We start from the raw sequence: 23130 nt of genomic DNA on the forward strand, positions 1-23130 counted from the left end.
ATGAAATAATTTTCGCGGCTCCGTCATGTCTTGGGGTGGCGCTCCTTCTTTTCCTGCTTTTCCATAAGAATCCTCTGAAGCTGCTCGATCTCTTTGTCCGACAAATGTCCATCTTCCAAAAAATTGGTAACCATAAGGTCCGCAGCCCCGCCGAATACCCTTTTCAAGAACGACTGACTCTCCGCCCGGACGCATTCCTGCTCGGATACCAGCGGGTAATAGTGATAGCTTCTTCCGGATTTCTCGAACCCGATCGCGTTCTTCTTCAACAGCCGGTTAATGAAGGTCCGGACCGTCTGGTCGCTCCACTCGATGTCGGCAGGCAATTGAAGCACGATTTGCTCGGCGGTTATCGGGTTGCTCCTCCAGATCACCTTCATAATTTCCCACTCCGATTCGGAAATTTTCGGAATGCGCTGCATACGTTTCACCTCCTTTTGCACTCGTTGTATTACACTTGTAAAAGAAACCGACCATCCATTAATATTACAAGTGTAAACGGTAATTGTCAAATTGTGGGCCCGGAAGCCCGCCACACTGCGTTCGGCACAGCGGGTCCGTTCCCTCTCCGCCGGTCTCAGCAGTCTACCCCGGCCATCGTTATTCGGCTTGTTCTAACAATTCAAAGAGATGATTTTTCATGAAATCGTAGGCAGGCTTATCTCCCTTCTTCGCGTAAAACCGTAAGCCGTCCAAGCCTTTGAAGAGCTGGTACCCGAGCAGTCTTTCTTCGAAATAGGGGATCGATCGCCCTTCTTCCGCCCATGCCTCGCGGACTCTCTGCGAAAATTGCGCTTTCGGTGCCCACAGATGCAGAACGGCCAAGTCAAACATGAAATCCCCGTACATTGCCATCTCCCAATCGACAATACCGGTTACGGCATGATCTTGAGATAACATATTTCCGAAGTGGAAATCCCCATGAACCAGATACCGCTCCTTAGGCGCATAGCCGATTCGTTCCATCATCGCGGCATAGATCCGATCGAACACGTCCTTCTCCAGAAAGCTCGTTTCAAAAAGGGACGTCCACCCCTGATAAAACCCTTCCTGCTCCTCCTCGAAAGTCGATGCCAGAAATTCCACCCATGTCTTAGCCGAACCTTCTCCCGAAGGCGTGATCCATCCGAAGCCTGAACATGGCTCCACCCGGATTTGATTCATCCGAGTAAACTGGCGGACCAGATCGGGAAGAACGCCGCGGATATCCGGTCCGGCATGGGCGATGATCGAGGTCCCTGCCACTTTTTCCGCAATCGAATAATGGGCGCCGCCGCAAGTTCCGACTTCGAAGATTCGGGGCATCGGTACCCCGCAAGAGGCATATTGGTCCGAAATAAACTTGACCTTCTTCAGCGTCTCCGGGTCGTTCTTAAAATGAATGACCAAGTCCTTGCCATTTTTCGTGTAGCTGTACACCTTGCTCAGCTCTCCCATGTCAATGGGGGTCACATCGGAAACGCCCTCCCCTTCAATTTGTCGCAAATAGCCAAGGGCCGTTTCAGTATTCATTTCCGGTTTGAATGAACGCATCGTCATTCCGCCTTTCTCTCATGTGTTATTGGATTCTATAGCACGTAAACCAAAAAAAGCCACAGATGAAAATTGTCCATCCACGGCTTCCTATGCGTAAGAATACGGAAACAAGACACGCCAAAGCAAGCGGCCTTGCCTCATCGATTCATGCATAGACGGTGATGATCAGGTTCATAACTGGAGTGCACAAGCGGACGCACGGCAAAGCAGCCCTGCCCCGTCCGGCAGAGTGCCCCGGTCACGCTTATGGGTATTCGGTTAAGAGTTAACCGTTAACTTCCGTCAGGAACACAGCCATCATCATCACTGCACGTATCCCACCATTTCCACGATTTTGGTTTTATTATACTTTACCTCAACAAGACTCGTACAGCAGCTCTTGCAGCTGCCGATCCGTTCCGACGGGTTCGACCGGCGTGTACACCCGCATCAGAAAGTCGCTGTTTTCCGAAAGGGGAAACGTATTGTAACGAAATGTCAGCAAGCCTGCTTTGGGGTGCCTGATCACTTTGTCCCCTTCCAGACTTCCGGAAACGTCATGGCGTCCCCACAACAGCCTGAACTCCTCGCTCCGGTCCCACAACCTGCAGACCAATTCCTGATACCACGAATCGTTCATATACATGGCGTAGCGGCTTCTGAAGTGGGCCAGCATCGAGGTGGCGACGTCTTCCCAGTTGATAATGCGTTTTTTTTCATGATCCATCGTGAAAACGCGCCAAAGAATATTGCGCTCGATCTCTGCCATCCGGTTAAAGTCCCCACAAAGCGAACTGGTAATTTTATTCCAAGCAAGAACGTTCCAGTGCTTGTCGATGATATACGCCGGATAAGTTCCCAGCCTATCTAGTATTTGTTGAAGGGAAGGAGACAAGGTTTCATTTTCCGTACCCTTGGACACAGTGGAATGGTTAGCCAAGACGCGAAGATGGTTGCGCTCGTCCTTACTCAGCCGCAGCGTCCGCACCAAGCTTTCCAGCACTTGCTCCGACACTTGAATATCCCGCCCCTGCTCCAGTGCAGTGTACCATGGCAAGGAAATGCCGGATAAGCTCGCCACTTCTTCCCGTCTCAGCCCCGGCGTGCGGCGGCGCGAGGTGTCCACCTGCAGCCCCAATTCCTGCGGAGATAAACGCAAGCGGCGAGTCCGGAGGAAATCCGCCAGCTCTTTCCGTCTTCTTTCGTTATTCATCACGATGATACCACTCCATCTCCTGATAGAATTTATAGCAGTATCCGTACGACTAGTATTCCGAATAGTACTACAAATGCAGACCTATTTGCCAGTGATAAAACTAATTATAATCGACTCATCGCCCGCAGTGAAGGAGGAGACGTACCAACAGCTATTCAGCAAACCCCGGGCATTGCCATACCCTAATCCAAAACAAAGGAGATCAAAACCTATGATAAAACCGGAACAAAACGAACGCCGAAGCACATTAAAAGGAAAACGGGTCATCGTCCTCGGAGGAACGTCCGGAATGGGATTTGCGACAGCCGAAGCCGCAGCGCACGAAGGAGCGTCCGTCGTCGTCGTATCCAGCCGTAAAGAGAAAGTGGACGCGGCGGTCTCACGTCTGCCTCGAGGCGCCGAAGGGCACGCGGTCGATCTGATGAACGAGGCGCAGGTACGCGACTTTTTCAGCCGCATCGGTGAATTCGATCACCTGGTGTTCACGGCCGGCGATCCGCTGCAGCTCGCCAATCTCGGCGAAGTGGATATGGACGCGGCGCGTCAAATGTTCAACCTGCGTTACTGGGGCGCGTTCATGGCCGCAAAATACGGCAGCGTGAATATCCGGCCAGGCGGCTCGATTACGCTCACTTCCGGTACGGCCGGCGTCCGGCCGCAGAAGGGCTGCACGGTCGCAGGCAGCGTCTGCGGCGCTGTCGAAGCGCTGACCAGAGCGCTTGCCGTCGAGCTCAGCCCGCTTCGGGTTAACGCCGTTTGCTTCGGGCTGATGCGCACCGAGATGTGGAGCGGCATTCCCGAAACAGACCGCAACGCGATGTTTGAAGCCGCTGGAAAATCCCTGCCGCTTGGCCGGATAGGCGAACCGGAAGACGCGGCGGAAGCGTTCCTGTATTTGATGCGCGAGAGACATTCCACCGGTCAGATCGTTGTCGTGGACGGTGGTACGACATTGGTGTAACGAATAGGGTACGGCCTCGCGCCATCATTCTGAAGCTTTCTTTTCATGCATGGCCTCCCGGTATTTGCCGGGGGGCATTCCCATTTTCCGGGAAAATGACCTTGTGAAGTAATGAATGCTTGAAAATCCGGATTTCTCCGCAATTTCGATCAAAGATAAGTCGGTGTGCTTCAATAAATGCACGGCTCTGCGAATTTTTTCTTGTTGAACGAAGTGGATATAGCTCATTCCGAGCTCCTGTTGAAACAACCGGGACAAATGGCGGCTGGAAAGATGAAGATAATCGGCCACTTCCGCTAACGTCATCGAATGCGAAAGATTGTCTTTCACGAACCGGATCGCCCGATTCAACGCATAGGCGGCTGGCTTATAACCGGAAATGCCAAAGCCGGAAGACGGAGCTTCCGCTTGAAAGGCGGAACAGAAAGAGAATAATAGCGACAGAGCAGCGCTCTTCACGTAGTGCTCTGTGATGGGGACCGGATCTTGCAAATGCTTCAGAAGCGCGGTCCAGATTAGCGTCGTCGGATTCGCATATGCATCGGTGATCAAAATACGATCGGCAACCGCAAGCTGCCGAAACTGCCGGACAATGGCAGGGTCCGTATTCTCTTCGTCAACTTCGAAAGCGACGTACAGGAGAAGCATGCCTTTCTTACTGCGAATTTGGTGGCGAATGCCAGGCCGCGATAAAAATAACGTCTCCTTGTGCAGGGGAAAGAGCTCGTCCCGGTCCATGTACATCCCCTCTCCTTCCCGGACATAGCAGATTTCAAAAAAGGAATGTTGGTGCACGGGATTGTCAAAATGAGCGGGATCGATTCCCCAATAATGGATGGTGAAGGAGGCGGACGGGTCATGGAGTCGCGGGACGATTTCGTTTAAATAGGCTTGAATTTTATGCGGATGGTCGAACATGATCCGTCTCCCCCCTGGCATGGATGTCCGAAAAGTGCAATGACTTGACTGATTTGATCAAATACAACCAGCCGGTTTCTCTCTACAATAACATCATGGATAGCGATCCATCAATTTGGGGGAGGCTTACAGGATGATTACCCAGGAGCAAATTGATTTTTATCATGAAAACGGATATTTGTTAGCGAAAGGCGTATTCAACAGCGAGGAAGTAGAAGCGATGCGAACCGCAACGGATGCGATTATCGACCGCGCGGCCAAATCGAAGTTCGATCGAAGCGATACGTGGCAAGGCGATTATTTGCCGCCGGAGCAGTTGAAGAAGCTCGTATTAAAGGGCTTCCACGATGTGCATTATCATGACGCGGTATTTACCCGGGCGCTCTGCCATCCTAACATGGCGGCCGTGCTATCCAGATTGATTGGCCCAAATGTGCAAGTCCACCATTCGAAGATGCTGGTCAAGCCCCCGGAAAAAGGCGCAGCATTCCCGATGCATCAGGATTACCCGTATTTCCCGCATGCGAAGCATTCGATGATCGCGGCAAGTATCCACCTGGACGATTCCGACATGGAAAACGGCTGTCTGTGCGTCATTCCCGGGACGCATAAAAACGGCCCGATGCCGCACGTAGGAGCCCACTATCTGAACCATAAAGAGTATCCGATCTCGTCGGGTACGCCTTGCCCGGCAAGTGCGGGCGATGTTCTGTTCTTCAATTACTTGACGATTCACGGCTCTGATGTCAATCGAAGCACACGGCCGAGAAGGAACGTGCTGGTCCAATATCGCGATCCCGAGGATTTGCCGACGGAAGAAGTTCACGTGAATTGGGGGCAGGGGCTTATGGTTTGCGGTCATAATCCGATATTCAAGGAGTATAAAGGGGCTCACTAGGTTAGCTTTTGCAAGCAGAACCAAGAGGCTTCATCTGGACAGCCTCAGAGTGTCGAGAAAGTGGTCGAATTGAGGTGATAGAGGTGTACGAGGGGGTGGGGTATCCACTTCCGGTCGCTCTTGTCTGCAGGAAATCTTTATTGGAGGCCGCTTAGCAGCGGATATTTCCCGCAGACAAAGGCGAACGCTATCGCTCCTCCAGTGGATACCCCACCACCGTATGTATCTCTATTCTGTTCATAAACCACTTTCTCAACAAGCCCGGGCTGTCCCATCTGGACAGCCTCTTTGCTCGACGCCTTTACAGAGAAGCGGAAGCTTGACTCAACAGCGATGCTAATTGATCGTAATCCACCGCTTGTCCGCTGCGGAGCTTGATCGTTTTTCTCTCGGGAGGGCCGTCGAACTGGGCTTCGGGGAACTCAATCATGCCGGGATTGAAAATCGTAAAGCTAACCGCATCCTTCGATGTCGAGATCACGGCCGCGTACTTGCCGTTTTTCAAGAAGTGAGGCTTCTTGTATTGGATACGCTCTTGAACGTCCGGTAGCGTTTGAAGGACCATCTCACGGAGACGCGTAGACATTTCCGCCTGCCACGGTTCTTTGATTGCGTTAATAAATTCGATAACTTCCTGACTCATCCTGTTTTCCTCCTTTATTGTCCCTGCTTCACAATCTGCCAAGTGACTCCGAACTTGTCAACGACCTCGCCGTAATATGCGCCCCAAGGTTGCAAAGCGAACGGGTATTTGTCCGTGCCGCCCTTTCCCAAATTGGCGTAGGCTTCCCGCGCTTCGGCTTCATCGCCGAACGACAGCGCCATCGCGATTCCGCCGTTCTTGCTTACCGGTCCGAAGGAGTCGGACATGAACAAGGGATTTCCTCCGGCCACTGTCATCGCCATGTACATTACTTTGTCTTTATGCTCCTCCGGCGTGCCGGGGATTTCACCGAAGGTGATCATGGATTGAATCTCCCCGCCAAGCGCCTGCAAATAAAATTCGGCTTGCGCTCTGGCATTCTCCGAAGAAATGAATGGTGTTAGGTTGGCTTTCATAATCAACATCCTTCCAGTGACTGGTTATGCCGGGATTCAAAATGGAACGTTGAAAACCGACCTTTATTCATACGACGATCGGGATTCGACGAAATCGACACGATCGAAAAACTTTTTTAAAAAGGCAATTTCACCTCTAAAGACGGCCATCTTCCGTACCCGCGATACAATCGGAGGCGCGCCCCAGAAGCAGTGCCTGCTCGCGCGCGTTATGGGTCAGCGATGCGGCACGCTTGAACTCCTCGCAGGCTTCCTTGAACCGGCCTAGCTTGAACAAGAAATCGCCGCGAACGCTCGGCACTAGATGGTAGCCTTTCAACGACGGCTCCGATGCCAGCGCATCGACAATCTCCAGCCCTACCTCCGGGCCAAACGCCATCGAGAGCGCAACGGCGCGGTTCAGTTCAACGACGGGGGATGGCGCGACCTGACACAGCGCTTCATACAGCGCTGAGATACGCACCCAGTCGGTCTCCTCCGGCGTGCGGGCCCGTGCATGGCACGCCGCAATCGAGGCCTGCAGCGCGTACGGGCCAAGCATCCCGCCGATCCGCTCGGCGCGCTGCAAGGCGGCCAGCCCCCGGCGGATCAGGAGATGATCCCATAGCGCCCGGTTTTGATCCATGAGCAGGATCGGCTCTCCTGTTGGACTTACCCGCGTCTTAAACCGCGAAGACTGAATTTCCATAAGCGCGACCAGACCGTGAACCTCCGACTCTCCGGGGACAATTTCCGCGAGAATCCGTCCGAGGCGCAGCGCCTCCTCGCAGAGCACCGGGCGAATCCAGTTCTCCCCGGAAGTCGCAGAATAGCCCTCATTGAACATGAGGTAAATGACCTCGTACACCGACTGGAGACGGGCCTTAAGCTCGTTTCTCTCAGGCATCTCGAAGGGCACGCGAGCGGCTGCAAGGGTCCGCTTGGCCCGGACGATCCGCTGGGCGACAGTTGGCTCCGGAACGAAGAACGCATGTGCGATTTCTACGGTGCTCAGTCCTCCCAGCAGCCGCAGCGTGAGCGTCACGCGCGCCTCGGACGAAAGCACCGGATGGCAGGTCGTGAAGATCAAGCGCAATAGATCGTCACTGACATCGCCGTCCATCACCGCATCGAAATCGTCTTCGTGCCGGGATTCCATCTCGCGGCCCAGCTCTTCGTACTTGCGCCCGAGCAATTGCTTCCTGCGCAGCATATCCAACGCCCGGCGCTTCGCAGTCGTCATGAGCCATGCCCCCGGGTTGTCCGGTATTCCCGTCTCCGGCCACTTCTCAAGCGCGATGACGAGCGCGTCCTGCGCGAGATCCTCGGCCAGCCCGACGTCACGAACCATCCGTGCGAGCCCCGCGATGATTTTGGCCGATTCGATTCTCCAAATGGCATCGATCGTGCGATGGATCGAGGACGGCTTCACGATCTCTCCGGCTTCCCCTGCTCGCGGATCATGGCGTGTAAAGCCAGGTTATCCGGGTCCTCGGTCAACTCCGTCGTCTCGATTACCTGACGCAGCTCAATGACCCCCTCGCCATTGCCATGCGGGTCCGGCATACGCATCGCCCACTCGATCGCCTCTTCCCTCGACTTCACCTCGATGAGCGTGAATCCGGCGATCAGCTCCTTCGACTCGGTGAACGGGCCGTCGACGACCTTGGGCTTGCCGCCGGGCTCCGGGTAGGAAATGCGAATCCCGTTCGAGCTGGCGTGAAGACCTTCGGCGGCTAACAGCACGCCGGCCTTCACCAATTCCTCGTTATACTTCATCATCGCATCAACGAGCTCCTGGCTCGGCATAACGCCTGCTTCGGAGTCTTTCGTTGCCTTTACAATCATCATGAATCTCATGGGTGATTCTCCTCCTTTTTTTGGTTCAGAGTCCTGAATTAGGCCTCTAGAATTTGGCTTCTATTTACACGACGAACGAATCCCGACCCAATCGACACATCCCCAAAAAAATATTTTCAAAGAAGGTCGAATGTTCATCTACATGCTCCCTACGTAATATTTACTAAAGCAAACTACATTTTGATTCTATCAAATCGGCGCTTGAAGTGTGAAGGGCTACCCCATTTGTCGACGGAGCCTGATACTTGAGAGAATCTTCGAAATAAATAGTAAATTATATCTATATATAATAGATTTTGGATCAAATATACTAGAAATTGAAATTAATCCAATCGTCATAGGAGGTTAATTATGAAACCTAAGTTCACCCGCAAGAAGGCGGTGCAAGCAAGCGTCGCCGCGCTGTCCGCCTTGTTGGCACTCGCACCTTTGGAACCGGTTACAACTATCGTTTCCGCCGATGCCGGACAGCAAGCGGCCTTAGCCGCCTCGCCTTGGGTCGCCACTCAAGTGTACGTGGCCGGCAATGAGGTCAGCTACAACGGGAAGATCTATCGGGCCAAATGGTGGACGCAAGGCGATACGCCGGGCACAGGCGATCCGTCAAGCTCGCCGTGGCAGCTGGTTGGACCCGACACAGGCGGTGGCAATGATGCTACTCCGCCGACGGCACCGACGAATCTTGCATCGGCAGGACAGACCGCGGACACGATCACATTGACTTGGACTGCGGCTACGGACAACATCGCCGTGGCCGGCTACGATATTTACCGCAACGGGACGAAGGTCGGCTCCTCGGCCAACGCATCCACGCTGACCTACACCGACACAGGGCTCCAGCAGGATACCGAATACACGTATTACGTTGCCGCAAGGGATGGCGCTAACAATACGACGGCAAGCTCCAGCATCAAAGTAAAGACGTCGCTGGGCGGTCTGAACGTCGGCCAAAGCCGCGTCCTGACCGATTCGCAAATTGCGTCGATCTGGGGCGGCATCGATCCGCAATATTCGCCGGCCAATGCTGTTGCCGCCGTGCAGAGCGCACTGCCGCAGGCAGAATACGAAGCGCTGTTCCCGATCCGTATCGGCTCGTCAGAATGGCATACGTTCGCCGCTTCCAAGCCGTATTACAAGCCGGGGCAAGGAGACTATTATTCGTACAACAACCTGATTGCCGCTGTATCCGAGGTGGCGAACATCAAGTACAAGCTCGAATACCGGCAGGGAGCAACTTGGAACCACCGCATCTTCCGCTTGGACAAAGCGGCGAAGACGGAAACGCTCATCTATCAAAATGCCGATTTCAACGCTTCGTGGAACTTGACGGTGCCGATCGTCTCCAAAACCGTCGATTTCGGATCGTTCCTCAAAGAAGGCTCTGCTGTGAACCGCAAGCGCGAGCTGGCGGCCTTCCTCGCCAATATTGCGCATGAAACGGGCGGAGGCTGGGCGACGGCGCCCGGCGGCGAGCTTCGTTGGGGCTTGTTCTGGAACGAGGAAGTGGCGTACATCAACAGCACCAACATCGGTTACGTGCAGACGCATGCCGATTACCCGCCGGTTGCGGGCAAATCGTATCATGGGCGCGGGCCGATCCAGCTGAGCTGGAACTACAACTACGGCTTGTTCAGCGGCATTATCTACGGGAATAAAAACACGCTGCTTCAACAGCCTGAACTCATCACGAGTGACGGTAAATTGGGCTTTATGACCGCCATCCTGTTCTGGATGACCCCGCAGCCGCCGAAGCCGTCGGCCCACGACGTCATGGTCGGCAATTGGACGCCTTCAGCGGAGGAAATTGCCAAAGGGCTAACTCCGCCGGGCTTCGGGATTACGATCATGATCATCAACGGCAATCTGGAGGGCAATAAAGACGAAACCGACAACCGAATCGGCCGCCGGGTCGGTCATTATCGCGACATTACGACAAAAATGGGCGTCGACATTACCGGCGAGAAGCTGAATACGCTCGGCATGAACCCGTTCTAGCGCGCGCGCCCGCACAAGAGGCCAGAGTACTATATAAAAGAGCCGTCGCTACTGCGACGGCTTCCGCTCTTCTATAAGCCTTTCCCTCCATTGCCAGAAACAGGCGTTTACACGATACTCTCCACTCGCGCTAATTCAATGGCTTCTTCACGGTTACTGACACCGAGCTTCGAGTAGAGAGTCGAGCAATAGTTGCGTACCGTCCCCTCCGATAAAAATAGCTTGGCGGCGATGGACTTGTAGCGCAGTCCGTCCGACAGATGCTGTAAAATCTCCATCTCCCGTTTCGTAAGCCCGTACGGATAATTTTCTTGCTGCATGCTGTACTTCTCCAGCTGCTCTCGCTGACGCTTCATCTCCTCGAATACGCGCGTGGCGATCGACTGATCGATCCACGTTCCTCCGCTATAGATGAGCTTCAAGGCTTCGGTCAACTCTCGCGGATGAATCGACTTCAGCATATAGCCTTCCGCCCCGTGCTCCAATGCGGTTGCCGCCTGTATGGAATCCTCAAACGTCGTCATGAGCACAACCTTCATGTCGGGCCAGCGTTGCTTCATCTCAAGCAAGGCCTCCAGTCCGTTCATCCCCTGCATCCGAATATCCATGAGCACGATATCCGGCCGGAATCGCTCGCAATGTTCCAATGCCTCGTGCCCGTCACCGGCCGTACCAACGACGATAAAATCAGCATCCTGCTCCAAAATATGCCGCAAGCTGTCGGCAATGATCGTCTGATCGTCAACAATCAGCAGACGGATATGGCCATGCAGAGGCTCTGCCTGCAAAGGAATATTACATATGACGACGGTTCCTTGTCCCAATTGTGAATGAACGGACAACGTGCCGTGAAGTTGCTCAAGTCGCTCCTTTATCCCATTTAGACCGAATCCGAACCGGATGGAATCCGTGCCGATGCCGTTGTCTTCGATTTGTAACCGGAGCTGGTGACTATCGAAATGCAGCTGAACGGATACCGCACTCGCTTGACCGTGACGAACCGCGTTGGTGAGCGATTCTTGCAGGCAGCGATATAAACAAAAGTTCATTTTCTGCATTACAAGAGCCTCGTTGCCGATCGCGCGGAAGCTGACCGTTACCCCTGTAGACTTCCTAAATTCATCGGTTAATTGCAGCAACGATTCGCTTAACGAATAGCTCAACGGACCATGAGAAAGCTGATGCAGATGGTTTCGGATATCATTCAGACTGCGCTGTGCGATGCCGACAAGGGAATCGATCCGTTCGATCTGTACAGCGGGTACGGATGAGCGGAGTGATTCAACGCCGACGATCAGCGAGGTTAGCGCATGGCCAATCGTGTCATGCAGCTCATGTGACAGCCGATGTCGCTCTTCCATCAGCGTAAGTTCCTCGATTTGTGTAATGTGCCGCTCCAGTAATTGCTTCTGCTCTTGAATGATTTGGGCTTGCTTGTGGGACTGAATCAATATACTAAACGCGAAGCCGATGGCGAAACCAAAGCTGCAGCTAAACATAAACTCGTAGGGGAGCCGATCGGCGAGCTGACCGTTCAATGCCGGAAAAACGATGCCGCAAGGGATACCCGTCCATACGTACGTTCGCCGGCTGCTGGCCAAGCCGATAATTATCGCGAATAAAACGAAAGACCATAGCAATCCCGGCGCTGCATGCGCCAAATACAAATGGAAAAATCCGGCAGATAAAACTTCGACTGCCAGATACCAGTTTCTTTTCCGATATTGAACGATTAGCGGAATGACATAAACCAAGAGAGCAAACATCCATACAATCCATAACGGCGTTATGATCAGTGACGGGTTGATGAAACCGGAGATGACGATAATGGCGAGCCAAGTGGTCCGTATAGCAAGAACCACCCAATCATACCAAAACCATTTTTTTAGTATGGATAACACGGATCATGTACACCTGCTTGCTTTTTTTATAAGTAAGAATAGTTCTGGATAATTCAGACCTATCATGCACCATATCTTCCCGATTCGTCAAGCGACAGAGGGGAGGGAACATTTAGAATGTGACCGTAGCAAGCACGTCACATAAGACAGTTGACAGTTTGTCATACGGTAAATGTGACAGGCCAAGTACGATGTCATTTAGAAGCTTGGCGGTTTCATCACTGTCCAATTTAACAACCTCGGAGATAAGGTTAGGGGGTAAAGCAATACAACATTCCAAACTAATAGGAGCGATGCGTTATGAAATCATTCATCATTCAAAAAGGGACTGCACTTACATTAACAGCCATATTGGCGGGTACGCTGGTCTTCCCTGCTTATGGATCTGTAAACGCGGTACAGACTGAAGGCACGGTACAACTGAGCACAGAGAAGGAAAAGAAAAGCAAGCATCGGGATGAAGTCGAACGCGTCATGGATGAGGTGGTAACCACCGAAGGAGTCCCAAGTGTCATCGCTGGCGGGCTGCAGGACGGGAAACGCTGGTCTTACGCTACAGGTACAGCCAGTTACGAAGTACCACGTCCGGTGGAGTCCGATTTTTCATTCCGTATTGGAAGCATCACGAAGACGTTCACCGCCTCCGTTGTATTGCAGTTGGCTGACGAGAAAAAATTGAATCTGGATGATTCGGTCGAAAAATGGCTGCCGGGGGTCATAAAAGGTGACGGGTATGACGGCAACAAAATTACGATTCGTCAGTTATTGAATCATACAAGTGGGCTTGCTAGCTATACAGATTTGGATTTCCGAGATATTACTTTGCCTCAAAATCCGTACCGTTACTATTCCGTCGATGACCTTATCCGCATGGGACTTTCAAAGCCGCCTGTATTTGCGCCAGGGGAGGGCTGGAACTATTCCAACATGAATACGGTACTAGCCGGTCAAATTATTCAGAAGGTAACAGGAGAAACATATGCGGAGCAGATCAGGAAACGGTTCATCATACCGCTTGGGATGACAGGAACATTTGTGATGGGAAATAGTCACGAAATTCCGGGTAAGCATGCCACAGGATATAATATGGACAGATCGGGTCATTTGTATGATTTAACAGAAATGAATCAATCATGGGCAAATGCAGCCGGAGATATAGTCTCAACAGTTGATGATTTGACTACCTTCTTCAGTGCGCTGTTGGGCGGGAAGCTTCTGACTCAAGAGATGATGGACCAGATGCACACAACAGTAGATGGACCTATGGGTAAAGTCGGACTAGGGATTTATGAATTTAAAACAGCGGACGGGCAATCCTACTGGGGGCATGCCGGCGGTACTTTCGGATTTGAATCGAGAGCCTTCGGATCTCTAGACGGGAAGCATATTGTGGTAACGTGCATCAACTCGGTAGGCCCGGAAGTGGCGCCGGCTCACGATAAAATAATCAATAAGGAATTTGGCCGCTAAGTGAAGAACCGGCATCGCGCCCTTCATTCGAGGATGCGATGCCGGCTTCTTGCAACTGTAAACTTATCAAATCAGATCGGACTTCTGAAGAAGCCGCTGAACAATAACTGCAACTTCCGCTCTTGTGATGAAGGCTTTCGGAGCCAGCTCCGTGCTGCTCCGTCCCGAAAGAAGACCGGATTGTAAGGCGTCGGAAATTCCACTCTTCGCCCAATCCGATACCGTCCCCGCGTCAGCGAAGGAGTTCAGCAACGGTTCCGAGGTTGGGGAAGTTTTCGCGCTAAGCCCTGTAATCGTCATCGCTCTTGCCATGATCGTCATCGCTTGTTCGCGTGTAATCTTCTCATTCGGACGGAAGGTGCCGTCTTCGAAGCCGCCGATCAGGTTGTACGCGTATGCCGTCCCAACCGCACCGGCGAACCAATCCTTCCGTTCAACGTCGGAGAAAGGCTGCGCCCCTTCTTTTGCTTTAAACCCTAATCCGCGAATCAGGATAGCCGCAAACTCCGCACGCGTAATATCTTGATCGGGATGGAAGGCGCCTTGGCTGACGCCACTCACAACCAGACGCGATCCCATGTCGTTCACGGCTTGCTGGGCCCAATGCCGCTCAACGTCTTTAAAGGCAAGCGGATGCCATATGACGGAATAGACGCTATTCGTCAAACTGTTGATCTTGGCATAATACTTGCCGTTCGACAGCACGACCTTCGTCGGCACATGACGCAGCGTGCCATCCGTCTCTATCGCGACTCCTGTCGTGATTTTGTTAAAATCGACGCCGTCTGGAATGGCCATGGTGCGTTCGACATAAACTTGAAATTCGGTCACTTCCACAGTTTTGTCCTTATAAACAGCTCTTACCGTAAAATCAAGCGGCGGGGCGACAATCGCAATCGTTCCTTCAGGCGCTGGAACCGGCATTTTAGGCACGGCGATTTCAATCTGGACCTTAATATCCTGCAGCGCTGCTGATCTGCCTACCTGATTGGAGAGCGATTGGATGTTGATCTGCCGGGCCGGTATACGGTAAGTCGCTCGATCCGTTTTGATCTCCAATACCGCTTGCTGCGCTTCCATTCTGCTAACCATCTGCCCGTTAAGCTCTGCGATGACGACATCGGATGCGGTATTTACCGGTACCGTCACTACCGCGGATTTCCCTTCCTTGGCGAGCCTCTCTTCGAGCTTATTCCGGTCAAGCGTGACGGTTGTTACCTTCCGCGAATCGATAGTCGTTACTTTTACTGTTCCTGCATTGACCGACTGTCCGTTCACAAGAACGACGACACCCGTTTTATCGGATTCCGATGCTGCCGAAGGCCCCGACTGAGAAGACGTACTTCCCGAGGTCGGCGTATTGTCGCTGCTGCCGCTATCGGATGAGCCTTCCGGCCTTACTGCGTTGGAAACGTGGGAAGCATCGCCACTGCCGATATTGTTGGTCGCAGTTACCGTAAACGTATAGGTTACGCCATTCGTTAAGCCGATCACGGTAATCGGGCTGCCCGTACCCGTTGCCGTTTTGCCGCCTGGACTAGCAATGACCGTGTAGCTTACAATTGGACTGCCCCCATGGCTGGCAGGCGGAGTAAAGGTCACGGTCGCTTCCCCGTTGCCCGCAACGGCTTTTACGTTCGTTGGTGCACCCGGCACGGTCGCAGGCGCGGTCAGCATCACACGATTGGATGGAACCGAAGCGGCCGAGCTTCCTATGCCGTTGATGGCAACCACGGTGAACGTATACGCCGTGCCATATGTCAAGTCCGTCACCGTAATCGGGCTACCCGTACCACCAGCCGTCATGCCTCCCGGACTTGCGGTGACGATGTAACCTGTAATCGTACTGCCTCCGTTGCTGGCAGGCGGGGTAAAGGTCACGGTCGCTTGCGATTGACCGTGCTCTACTACGGCCGTTACAGCCGTCGGCGCGCCGGGTACCGTAGCAGGCGCTGTCGATGCCGTAGGCGTTACGCTGTTCGATGGCAGCGAAGCTTTAGAATTCCCCACGCCGTTCGTCGCAACGACGGTGAACGTATACGCCGTCCCGTACGTTAAGCCGGTCACCGTGATCGGACTGCCTGTGCCGCTAGCCGTCAACCCTCCCGGGCTCGAAGTCACGGTATAGCCGGTAATGGCGCTGCCTCCGTCGCTAACAGGCGCCGTAAACTTGATGGTCGCTTGCGATTCGCCATTCGCTATCTCCGCCGTTACATTCGTCGGTGCGTCCGGAGGAGTGTTCTCGCCTTCCAGCTTTTGCACCCGATGATTGCTGGAATCGGCCACGTAGACATTCCCACTGCTGTCCACCGCTACGCCTAACGGACTGTAAAACTCGCCTAAGCCGCCTCCTGCGCCGCCGCCCCTTCTCTTCCACTCGCTCCACTTCCCTGTAGTTGCGGTCAGCTTTTGGATGCGATGATTATTGGAATCGGACACATAGACATTCCCGTCACCATTTACCGCCAAATGGTACGGCTCATCAAACTCTCCCAGGCCGTTTCCTGCGCCGCCACCGCTCTTCTTCCATTCGCTCCACATCCCTGTAGTTACCGTCAGCTTCTGGATGCGATGGTTATTCATATCCGCCACATAGACATTCCCGCTGCGATCTACCGCCACATCGGTGGGATAATCAAACTCTCCGAGGCCGCTTCCGGACTTTCCGTCGCTCCTCTTCCACTCGCTCCATACGCCTGTAGCCGCCGTCAGCTTCTGGATGCGGTTATTATTGGAATCGGCCACGTAGACGTTACCGTCGCTGTCCGCCGCTAAACCGCTAGGATAGTTAAACTGTCCAAGGCCGCTTCCTGACCCTCCGCCGCTCTTTTTCCACTCACTCCATACGCCTGTTGCTACCGTCAGCTTCTGAACGCGGTGGTTATAAAAATCGGACACATAGACATTCCCCCTGCTGTCCACAGCAACATCGGTCGGACCGTCGAACTCTCCCAGGGCGCTTCCTTCCCTGCCGCTGCTCTTTTTCCACTCGCTCCATGCGCCTGTCGCTACTTCCAGCTTCTGGATGCGATGGTTGCCGAAATCGGCTACGTAGACGTTACCGCCGCTATCCACCGCCACGCCGTTTGGATATTTGAACTCACCCAGGCCTTTTCCAACAACCCCTCCGATGTATATCCACTCACTCCATGAATTCGATGAAATATCCAACCTCTGGACGCGCTCATTATTGGAATCAGCCACGTAGACATTGCCGCTGCCGTCCACCGCTACGCCTTTGGGATTATTGAACTCGCCCAAAACGCTTCCCGAACCTCCGCCGCTGCGCTTCCACTCGCTCCACGCCCCTGTAGCGATCGTCAGCTTTTGGATGCGATGGTTACCCGCATCGGCCACGTAGACATTCCCGCTGCTATCCACAGCCACTTCGGAGGGAGAAGAAAACTGTCCAGGACCGGTTCCTGCCCCTCCGCCGCACTCGCTCCATACGCCTGTAGCTGCCATCAGCTTCTGGATGCGATGGTTGCCCGTATCGGCCACGTAGATATTATCGCTGCTGTCTACCGACACGCGGGCCGGACCGTTAAATTCCCCAAGGCCGGTTCCCGCTCCTCCCCCGTTCTTCTTCCATTCGCTCCATACGCCTGTAGCTGCCGTCAGCTTCTGGATGCGATGGTTACCGGTATCGGCCACGTAGACATTCCCGCGGCTATCCATAGCAACGCCGCTCGGATTGTTAAACTCGCCCAAGCTGCTTCCCGCTCTTCCATCACTGCGCTTCCACTCACTCCACACCCCGGTGGCTGCCATCAGCTTCTGGACACGATGGTTCCCCGTATCGGCCACATAGACGTTCCCGCTGCGGTCTAACGCCACACTTGTTGGATTGGCAAACTCGCCCAAGCGGGTTCCGAATGCTCCGGAGCCCTTCCCCCATTCACTCCACATGCCTGTAGCTGCGGTCAGCTTCTGGATACGATTGTTACTCTTATCGGCGACATACAAATTCCCGCTGCTATCTACCGTCAAGCCGCTCGGTCTCGAGAACGCTCCGACAGTATCATTGCTGCCCCTGCCTATTTTGGCGTATTGACTCCATTGTTCAGCCGCATTCGCGGGATAAGTGAATAAGGTTACAGAGACCATCATGAATACGATGCCCCATACCCACCACTTCCCTGCAAATGAATGGAAATACCTCCGATTCGTCACTTGTCCTTTCCTCCTCCGAAGCTTACCTCATATGTATACCCCCCTGCATCGTATCAGACGCTTCTCTCAAAATTCTCTCAAGCTCACAATCCATGACTCCGCCGAACCTGATCAAAAATAAACCGCTGCATGCTGTCGGCCAAAGCTATGGCGCTCGCATCCTTGCCGTTTTGTAAGGTCCAGTGAAGCAGTGCCATGGCATTGGCCGCGTACAGCTGCGCTAAATAGTCAATCGAAACGGTGAGCTCAGCCGGTTCCTTGTCCAGAAAAGCGAAGCAGGCATCGTATAAAATCGCTTCAAATTCCACACGCAAATCCGCTGCGGACACGTGTACGTTCAGCAGTGCGCCAATCTCCCTTTTATGGACTGCCGCTTGATCTATCATCGTTTCAATGACTTCCCCCACATGGCCTTGCTTCATGGATTCGAAGCGCCGCGCAATTTCTCTTTCGAACGTGTCGACATGCTTCTTCACCAGCTTTTCCAGCAGGTCGTATTTATCGAGAAAGTGACTGTAAAAAGTCGATTTGCTGGTCAATGAACGGGTACAAATGTCCTTTACCGTAATGTGACTGAAGTCTTTTTCGTGCAGCAGCTGGACGAACGCTTCGGAAATGCTTTTTTTGGTTTTATACACTCGAACGTCTTCTTCCATCTCGTCCATTCCTCTCTGAAAGTCGCTTTTCGAACCACGGGTATGCCTATCGTCCGATTTCGTACTTCTTGAACTTTTTTGCTTATGGTTAGACCAGGCCGGGCCCTCTACTATAAGGTTTGTAACCCAATCAAGGAGGGATAACGATGTTTACATCCTATGTTGATAACGAGCAATTCAATTTGCAAATCAACCGTTTCTTGAATGACTTCTATCAGGAAGATGAACGGGCTAATCAGGATTTGCAAGGGATCATCCCAAGATTAAAGGATGCGGAGAGCTGGTATCAAGCCTGGCTGGATTACGCAATCATGCGGGAAGAACGGCAGGATTACGATCTTGCTTCCGTTTATTATCAGGCCGCCGAATTTTATGTGGCCCCGTCTGATCCGAACAAAGAGAAGATGTATCATAAGTTCCGCGAGTCCTTCTACCAAGGCTTTCGTGATTTCGATTATGAATCCTATCAGATCCCTTATGAGGATTCGTATCTTCCTGCGGTGAGATTAATGTCGCCGGGCGCCAAGAAAACCTTGCTCGTCTTCGCCGGCTACGATTCCTACATGGAAGAAATGCTCAAGATGATGAAATTCATAAGAGGGATCGACTATCATATTATTGTCTTCGACGGACCGGGACAAGGCACGGCGCTCAAAAACGGCTTGAAATTCATTCCGAATTGGGAAAAGCCGGTTGCCGCCGTCATTGACTATTTCAAGCTTAACCGTGTCAGCGTACTGGGGGCCTCCTGGGGCGGTTATTTCGCGATGCGCGCGGCCGCTTTTGAGAAACGGATTGACAAAGTGATCGCCTTCAATATTTTCTACTGCGCCTTCGATGGACTGAAAATAAGGATGCCGGACGATGTCTGGAACAAGCTGTCCTCCCTGTTGGCTGCCAATAATGCCGACCAGATCAATGCCATGTTCTACAGCATGATGGCCTCAAATCTCGATCTAAACTGGAAAATCACAAAAGGCATGGAAAATACAGGCGAGACCACCCCGTTCGGCTTGCTCAAAAATTTCGAGAAGCATACGATGGCCGGACTCGGCCCGTTGATCAACCAGGATGTATTGCTGCTGGCCGGAGAGGAGGATCAGTACGTTCCGATCAGCCGTCTGCCGCAAATCCAGCAAGAGCTGTGCAATGCGGCGTCCATTACGACAAAGGTCTTTACCAGAGAAACCGGCGGTGAGCAGCACTGCCAAGCCGGTCATCGTCATCTGGCTTTTAACGAAATGAAAAAGTTTCTGTAAGTCTAGCTTCGTTAATTTCCCAGCAGGTTAGGAACTACTCCTAACCTGCTTTTTTAATTATCCAAGCTGCAAGTTAAACGAAAGGAATAAGCCCCGATTCCGTCGAACTTCTTCGTATGATGCAAATGAAAAATAACACCACACCCAAGTATATAGCGACTATTATATTATTTCTCGGCATTCTCCTCGGCCTGCGCTGGACTTGGACCGAAATTTTCCCCACCTTGGAGCACCCCCGACCCGTCCATGGCGTGCTCGATTTACGCGGTGTGGACTTGGATCAATCCCCTACCATCTCCTTGGATGGCGAGTGGCAGTTCTACCCTGGAAAATTAGCTTATCGCCGGGACGCAGCTTTGGCGGAAGACGAACTTCGCCCGATTCAGGTTCCGGGAGATTGGAGCAGCCAGCTGACGAATGGCTCGGATCACTCGTATGGGTACGGAACGTATCGGCTGCGCATTCTGGTCGACCCGCTGAAGCAGCCTGTCGCTTTTTGGTTGCGGGGCATACAGGCCTCATCCGGTGTGGAAATCAACGAGCAGGTTAATCCCAATATCGGAAAGCCTGCCGAACATGCGAAGGAGTATACGCCCGAAAACGTCTCCTACACGGCCTCCTACGAATCACTGGGGGCCACAGAGCTTGAATTGCTTATCCGGGTGGCGAATTTCGACGATCCTTATAACGGCGGCATCCTGCGCCCCATCTACTTTGGCTCTCAGGCGGCGATCGACTACACGCGCTGGTATTCCATCGGGTTTCAATTGGTTACGTTTATCGTTCTGATGCTTCACGGGATGTATGCCTTTATCCTTTATACGTTTAACCCGCATGAACGGACGTTAGTCATTGTCTTTCTGTTGACGCTGGCAACCGGAATTGCCATTACGACCGGTCATGATAACCTGCTCTTGCTATGGCTGCCGATCAACTATACATGGGCGCTGAAGATCCGATTGATCGCCCTCCTATGGCATTCGTATTTCATGCTTCTACTCTTTCGAAGGTTCTCTGCGGCTCCTCCGAAGAGTGTCGGCTTGCGGGTACTCACCGCGGCGCTCCTTGCTTATACGGGATTTCTGTTCGCTGCCAATGCGTCGTGGGTGAATGGATCGGTTGACTTGGGGATATTTGCTTGCTTCTACTTGCTCCCCTTCACTTGGTTTGCCTATACGGCAGGAACCATGCTCTTCGGGAAAAAAGCCGTCAACGACGGCGTCTTTTTAGTGATGTCCGCGGTCGGTATTATGTCGAGTTTTCTCTGGAGCCTGAGGAGCTCCTATACTCCCGTTTACTATCCGATCGATATTATTGCGGCGATTATCGGTTTTTCGGCCTACTGGTTTAAACAATATTTCCGCAACGCCAGAGAAAACGCCGCCCTCAACGATCAATTAAGGAAGGCCGACAAGCTGAAGGATCAGTTTCTCGCCAATACGTCGCACGAGCTGAGAACGCCTCTGCACGGCATTATCAATATCGCGCAGAGCGTGGTGACCAAAGAGCAAGCGAAGCTGAACGAGCGCAGCCTGAAAGACATGGAGCTGCTGATTACCATCAGCCGCCGCATGTCGCATATGCTCGGCGATCTTCTCGATGTCGCACGGCTCCAAGAGCACCGCATCGTGCTGCAGCAAGAACCTCTGCACATTCAATCCGTCGTGCCCGGTGTGATCGGCATGCTTCAATATATGCTTGAGGGCAAGCCTGTCCGGCTGCGTATGGACATCTCGGAATCAATGCCGCCAGTCATGGCCGATGAGAAAAGACTCGTGCAAATTATGTACAATCTGGTCCATAACGCACTCAAATACACGGAGGAAGGAACCATCTCCGTGTCCGCCGAGACCCGGGAAGGGCACGCCGTGATCCATATCTCCGACACCGGGGTCGGCATAGACGAGGGGACCCAAGCGAGGGTCTTTCTCCCTTACGAACAAGGATCTTACGGCATAAGCGATGGGCGTGGCATCGGACTTGGGTTAAGCATATGCAAGCAGTTGGTCGAATTGCACGGCGGCGCGTTGACCGTCCACTCCGAGCTTGGGAAGGGCTCCGTGTTCAGCTTTAACCTGCCGTTAGCTAACGCGCTGCATCTCCCGTCGCTGCCGCAAAGTCCGCTTCCACCTCCACTGATCGCGGAAGCAATGGAAGACGTGTGCGCCGGGGCGATGGCTTCGGATACCTCCATCAGCGAAATGGCCGCTTCCGTACTTGTCCCGCCGCTTGGAGATGACGGGAAGGCGCACATTCTGGCCGTGGATGACGATCCCGTCAACTTGAATGTGCTTGTCGGCATCCTTTCGTCGGAGCCGTACCGCATCACGACCGCTCATTCTGCCCGCGAGGTGCTGGAGCTGCTGGATACGCAGCAATGGGATCTGTTGATTGCCGATGTCATGATGCCGCAGATGTCCGGCTACGAGTTGACGCAGAAGGTAAGGGAGCAGTACTCCTTATCCGAGCTTCCGGTGCTGCTGCTGACCGCACGCAGCCAGCCTGCCGACATCTATACCGGCTTCAAGTCGGGAGCCAACGACTACGTGACCAAGCCGGTCGACGCGCTGGAGCTGCAATACCGGATTCGGGCATTGATCACGCTGAAGCAGTCCATCCAAGAACGTTTGCGTATGGAAGCCGCCTATCTGCAGGCGCAAATTCATCCTCATTTTCTGTTCAATACGCTGAATTCCATTATGGCGCTGAGTGAGATCGATACGGAAAAAATGCGCCAGCTCGGCGATGCGTTTGCATCCTATTTGCGGATCAGCTTTGATTTTCTCAATACAGGAAAGCTTGTAGAGCTATCCCACGAGCTGGAGCTTGTGGAAGCCTACTTGTTTGTTGAACAAGAGCGGTTCGGCAGCAGGCTGTCGGTCTTGTGGGAGGTTGACCCGCGCATCGACTTGCTTCTCCCCCCGCTCTCGATCCAGCCATTGGTCGAAAACGCCGTCAAGCACGGGCTTCTCAGTCAACACAAAGGCGGGACGCTTCGTATCCGGATTGCCCGACAGGAGGGGGGCATCCATATTGAAGTCGCGGATGACGGCAAGGGCATGGAGCCGGACAAGGCCGAGCAGCTATTGAATCCGACGGGAAAAAGCAGACGCGGAATCGGTCTTTCCAATACGAACCGGCGTCTGACGCAATTGTACGGTCAAGGCTTGTCTATTCGCAGCAAGCTGAACGAAGGAACCACCGTGTCCTTTGTCATTCCGGACAATAGGAACAAAAGTCTTGACCTTGCCCCTGCGGCAATCTTGTAGG

16 protein-coding genes and 1 pseudogene are annotated in these 23130 nt (G+C 53.1%); 6 read left to right on the forward strand and 11 right to left on the reverse strand.

Annotated features, from left to right (window positions below):
• Positions 1-23: 23 nt before the first annotated feature.
• From PEL01S_RS07435 to PEL01S_RS07445, 3 genes are all read right to left on the reverse strand, one after another.
• A complete protein-coding gene (locus tag PEL01S_RS07435) occupies positions 24-422 on the reverse strand; it encodes a BlaI/MecI/CopY family transcriptional regulator (protein WP_127459865.1) in 399 nt (132 codons plus the stop codon).
• 178 nt (positions 423-600) lie between these two features.
• Positions 601-1533, reverse strand: a complete 933-nt coding sequence (locus PEL01S_RS07440; RefSeq protein ID WP_127459866.1) for a phosphotransferase family protein — start codon at positions 1531-1533, stop codon at positions 601-603.
• A gap of 358 nt (positions 1534-1891) precedes the next feature.
• Positions 1892-2728, reverse strand: a complete 837-nt coding sequence (locus PEL01S_RS07445; protein WP_127459953.1) for a helix-turn-helix transcriptional regulator — start codon at positions 2726-2728, stop codon at positions 1892-1894.
• Between the two features lie 214 nt (positions 2729-2942).
• Between PEL01S_RS07445 and PEL01S_RS07450 the strand changes: the two genes are divergently transcribed.
• Positions 2943-3692: an SDR family oxidoreductase gene (locus PEL01S_RS07450; protein ID WP_127459867.1), complete on the forward strand. Its 750-nt coding sequence runs from the start codon at positions 2943-2945 to the stop codon at positions 3690-3692.
• A 24-nt stretch (positions 3693-3716) separates the two neighbouring features.
• Here PEL01S_RS07450 and PEL01S_RS07455 read toward each other — a convergent pair whose 3' ends face one another.
• Entirely contained in the window at positions 3717-4610 is an 894-nt protein-coding gene (locus tag PEL01S_RS07455) for an AraC family transcriptional regulator (RefSeq protein ID WP_163768316.1), read from the reverse strand.
• Positions 4611-4743: 133 nt separating this feature from the next.
• Between PEL01S_RS07455 and PEL01S_RS07460 the strand changes: the two genes are divergently transcribed.
• Positions 4744-5508, forward strand: a complete 765-nt coding sequence (locus PEL01S_RS07460; RefSeq protein WP_127459869.1) for a phytanoyl-CoA dioxygenase family protein — start codon at positions 4744-4746, stop codon at positions 5506-5508.
• 301 nt (positions 5509-5809) lie between these two features.
• Here PEL01S_RS07460 and PEL01S_RS07465 read toward each other — a convergent pair whose 3' ends face one another.
• From PEL01S_RS07465 to PEL01S_RS07480, 4 genes are all read right to left on the reverse strand, one after another.
• Positions 5810-6151: a DUF1801 domain-containing protein gene (locus PEL01S_RS07465; protein ID WP_127459870.1), complete on the reverse strand. Its 342-nt coding sequence runs from the start codon at positions 6149-6151 to the stop codon at positions 5810-5812.
• A 14-nt stretch (positions 6152-6165) separates the two neighbouring features.
• Entirely contained in the window at positions 6166-6567 is a 402-nt protein-coding gene (locus PEL01S_RS07470; protein WP_127459871.1) for a VOC family protein, read from the reverse strand.
• Between the two features lie 136 nt (positions 6568-6703).
• A complete protein-coding gene (locus PEL01S_RS07475; protein ID WP_127459872.1) occupies positions 6704-7978 on the reverse strand; it encodes an RNA polymerase sigma factor in 1275 nt (424 codons plus the stop codon).
• On the reverse strand, positions 7975-8406 hold the full coding sequence (locus PEL01S_RS07480; protein ID WP_063182750.1) for a YciI family protein: 432 nt from the start codon (positions 8404-8406) through the stop codon (positions 7975-7977). Before PEL01S_RS07480 ends, PEL01S_RS07475 begins: the two co-directional genes overlap by 4 nt.
• 351 nt (positions 8407-8757) lie before the next feature.
• Between PEL01S_RS07480 and PEL01S_RS07485 the strand changes: the two genes are divergently transcribed.
• Entirely contained in the window at positions 8758-10401 is a 1644-nt protein-coding gene (locus PEL01S_RS07485) for a glycoside hydrolase family 19 protein (RefSeq protein WP_127459873.1), read from the forward strand.
• A gap of 107 nt (positions 10402-10508) precedes the next feature.
• Here PEL01S_RS07485 and PEL01S_RS07490 read toward each other — a convergent pair whose 3' ends face one another.
• On the reverse strand, positions 10509-12302 hold the full coding sequence (locus tag PEL01S_RS07490) for a helix-turn-helix transcriptional regulator (RefSeq protein WP_127459874.1): 1794 nt from the start codon (positions 12300-12302) through the stop codon (positions 10509-10511).
• 429 nt (positions 12303-12731) lie between these two features.
• On the opposite strand from PEL01S_RS07490, the pseudogene PEL01S_RS07495 reads away from it, so the two are divergent.
• A pseudogene (locus tag PEL01S_RS07495) lies at positions 12732-13772 on the forward strand (serine hydrolase domain-containing protein); the annotation flags it as partial.
• A 66-nt stretch (positions 13773-13838) separates the two neighbouring features.
• Here PEL01S_RS07495 and PEL01S_RS07500 read toward each other — a convergent pair.
• On the reverse strand, positions 13839-17945 hold the full coding sequence (locus PEL01S_RS07500) for a fibronectin type III domain-containing protein (protein WP_127459876.1): 4107 nt from the start codon (positions 17943-17945) through the stop codon (positions 13839-13841).
• An 83-nt stretch (positions 17946-18028) separates the two neighbouring features.
• Positions 18029-18601: a TetR/AcrR family transcriptional regulator gene (locus tag PEL01S_RS07505; protein ID WP_127459877.1), complete on the reverse strand. Its 573-nt coding sequence runs from the start codon at positions 18599-18601 to the stop codon at positions 18029-18031.
• Positions 18602-18747: 146 nt separating this feature from the next.
• Here PEL01S_RS07505 and PEL01S_RS07510 point away from each other — a divergent pair, with 146 nt between their 5' ends.
• Both PEL01S_RS07510 and PEL01S_RS07515 read left to right on the forward strand, forming a co-directional pair.
• Positions 18748-19860 (forward strand): alpha/beta fold hydrolase, encoded by a 1113-nt coding sequence (locus tag PEL01S_RS07510; protein ID WP_127459878.1) that lies wholly within the window; start codon positions 18748-18750, stop codon positions 19858-19860.
• 116 nt (positions 19861-19976) lie between these two features.
• Positions 19977-23129: a hybrid sensor histidine kinase/response regulator gene (locus PEL01S_RS07515; RefSeq protein WP_371860685.1), complete on the forward strand. Its 3153-nt coding sequence runs from the start codon at positions 19977-19979 to the stop codon at positions 23127-23129.
• The last annotated feature ends 1 nt before the right edge of the window (position 23130 follow it).

The sequence above is a fragment of the Paenibacillus elgii NBRC 100335 genome (genome assembly GCF_004000865.1).
Taxonomy (GTDB): Bacteria; Bacillota; Bacilli; order Paenibacillales; family NBRC-103111; genus Paenibacillus_G; species Paenibacillus_G elgii.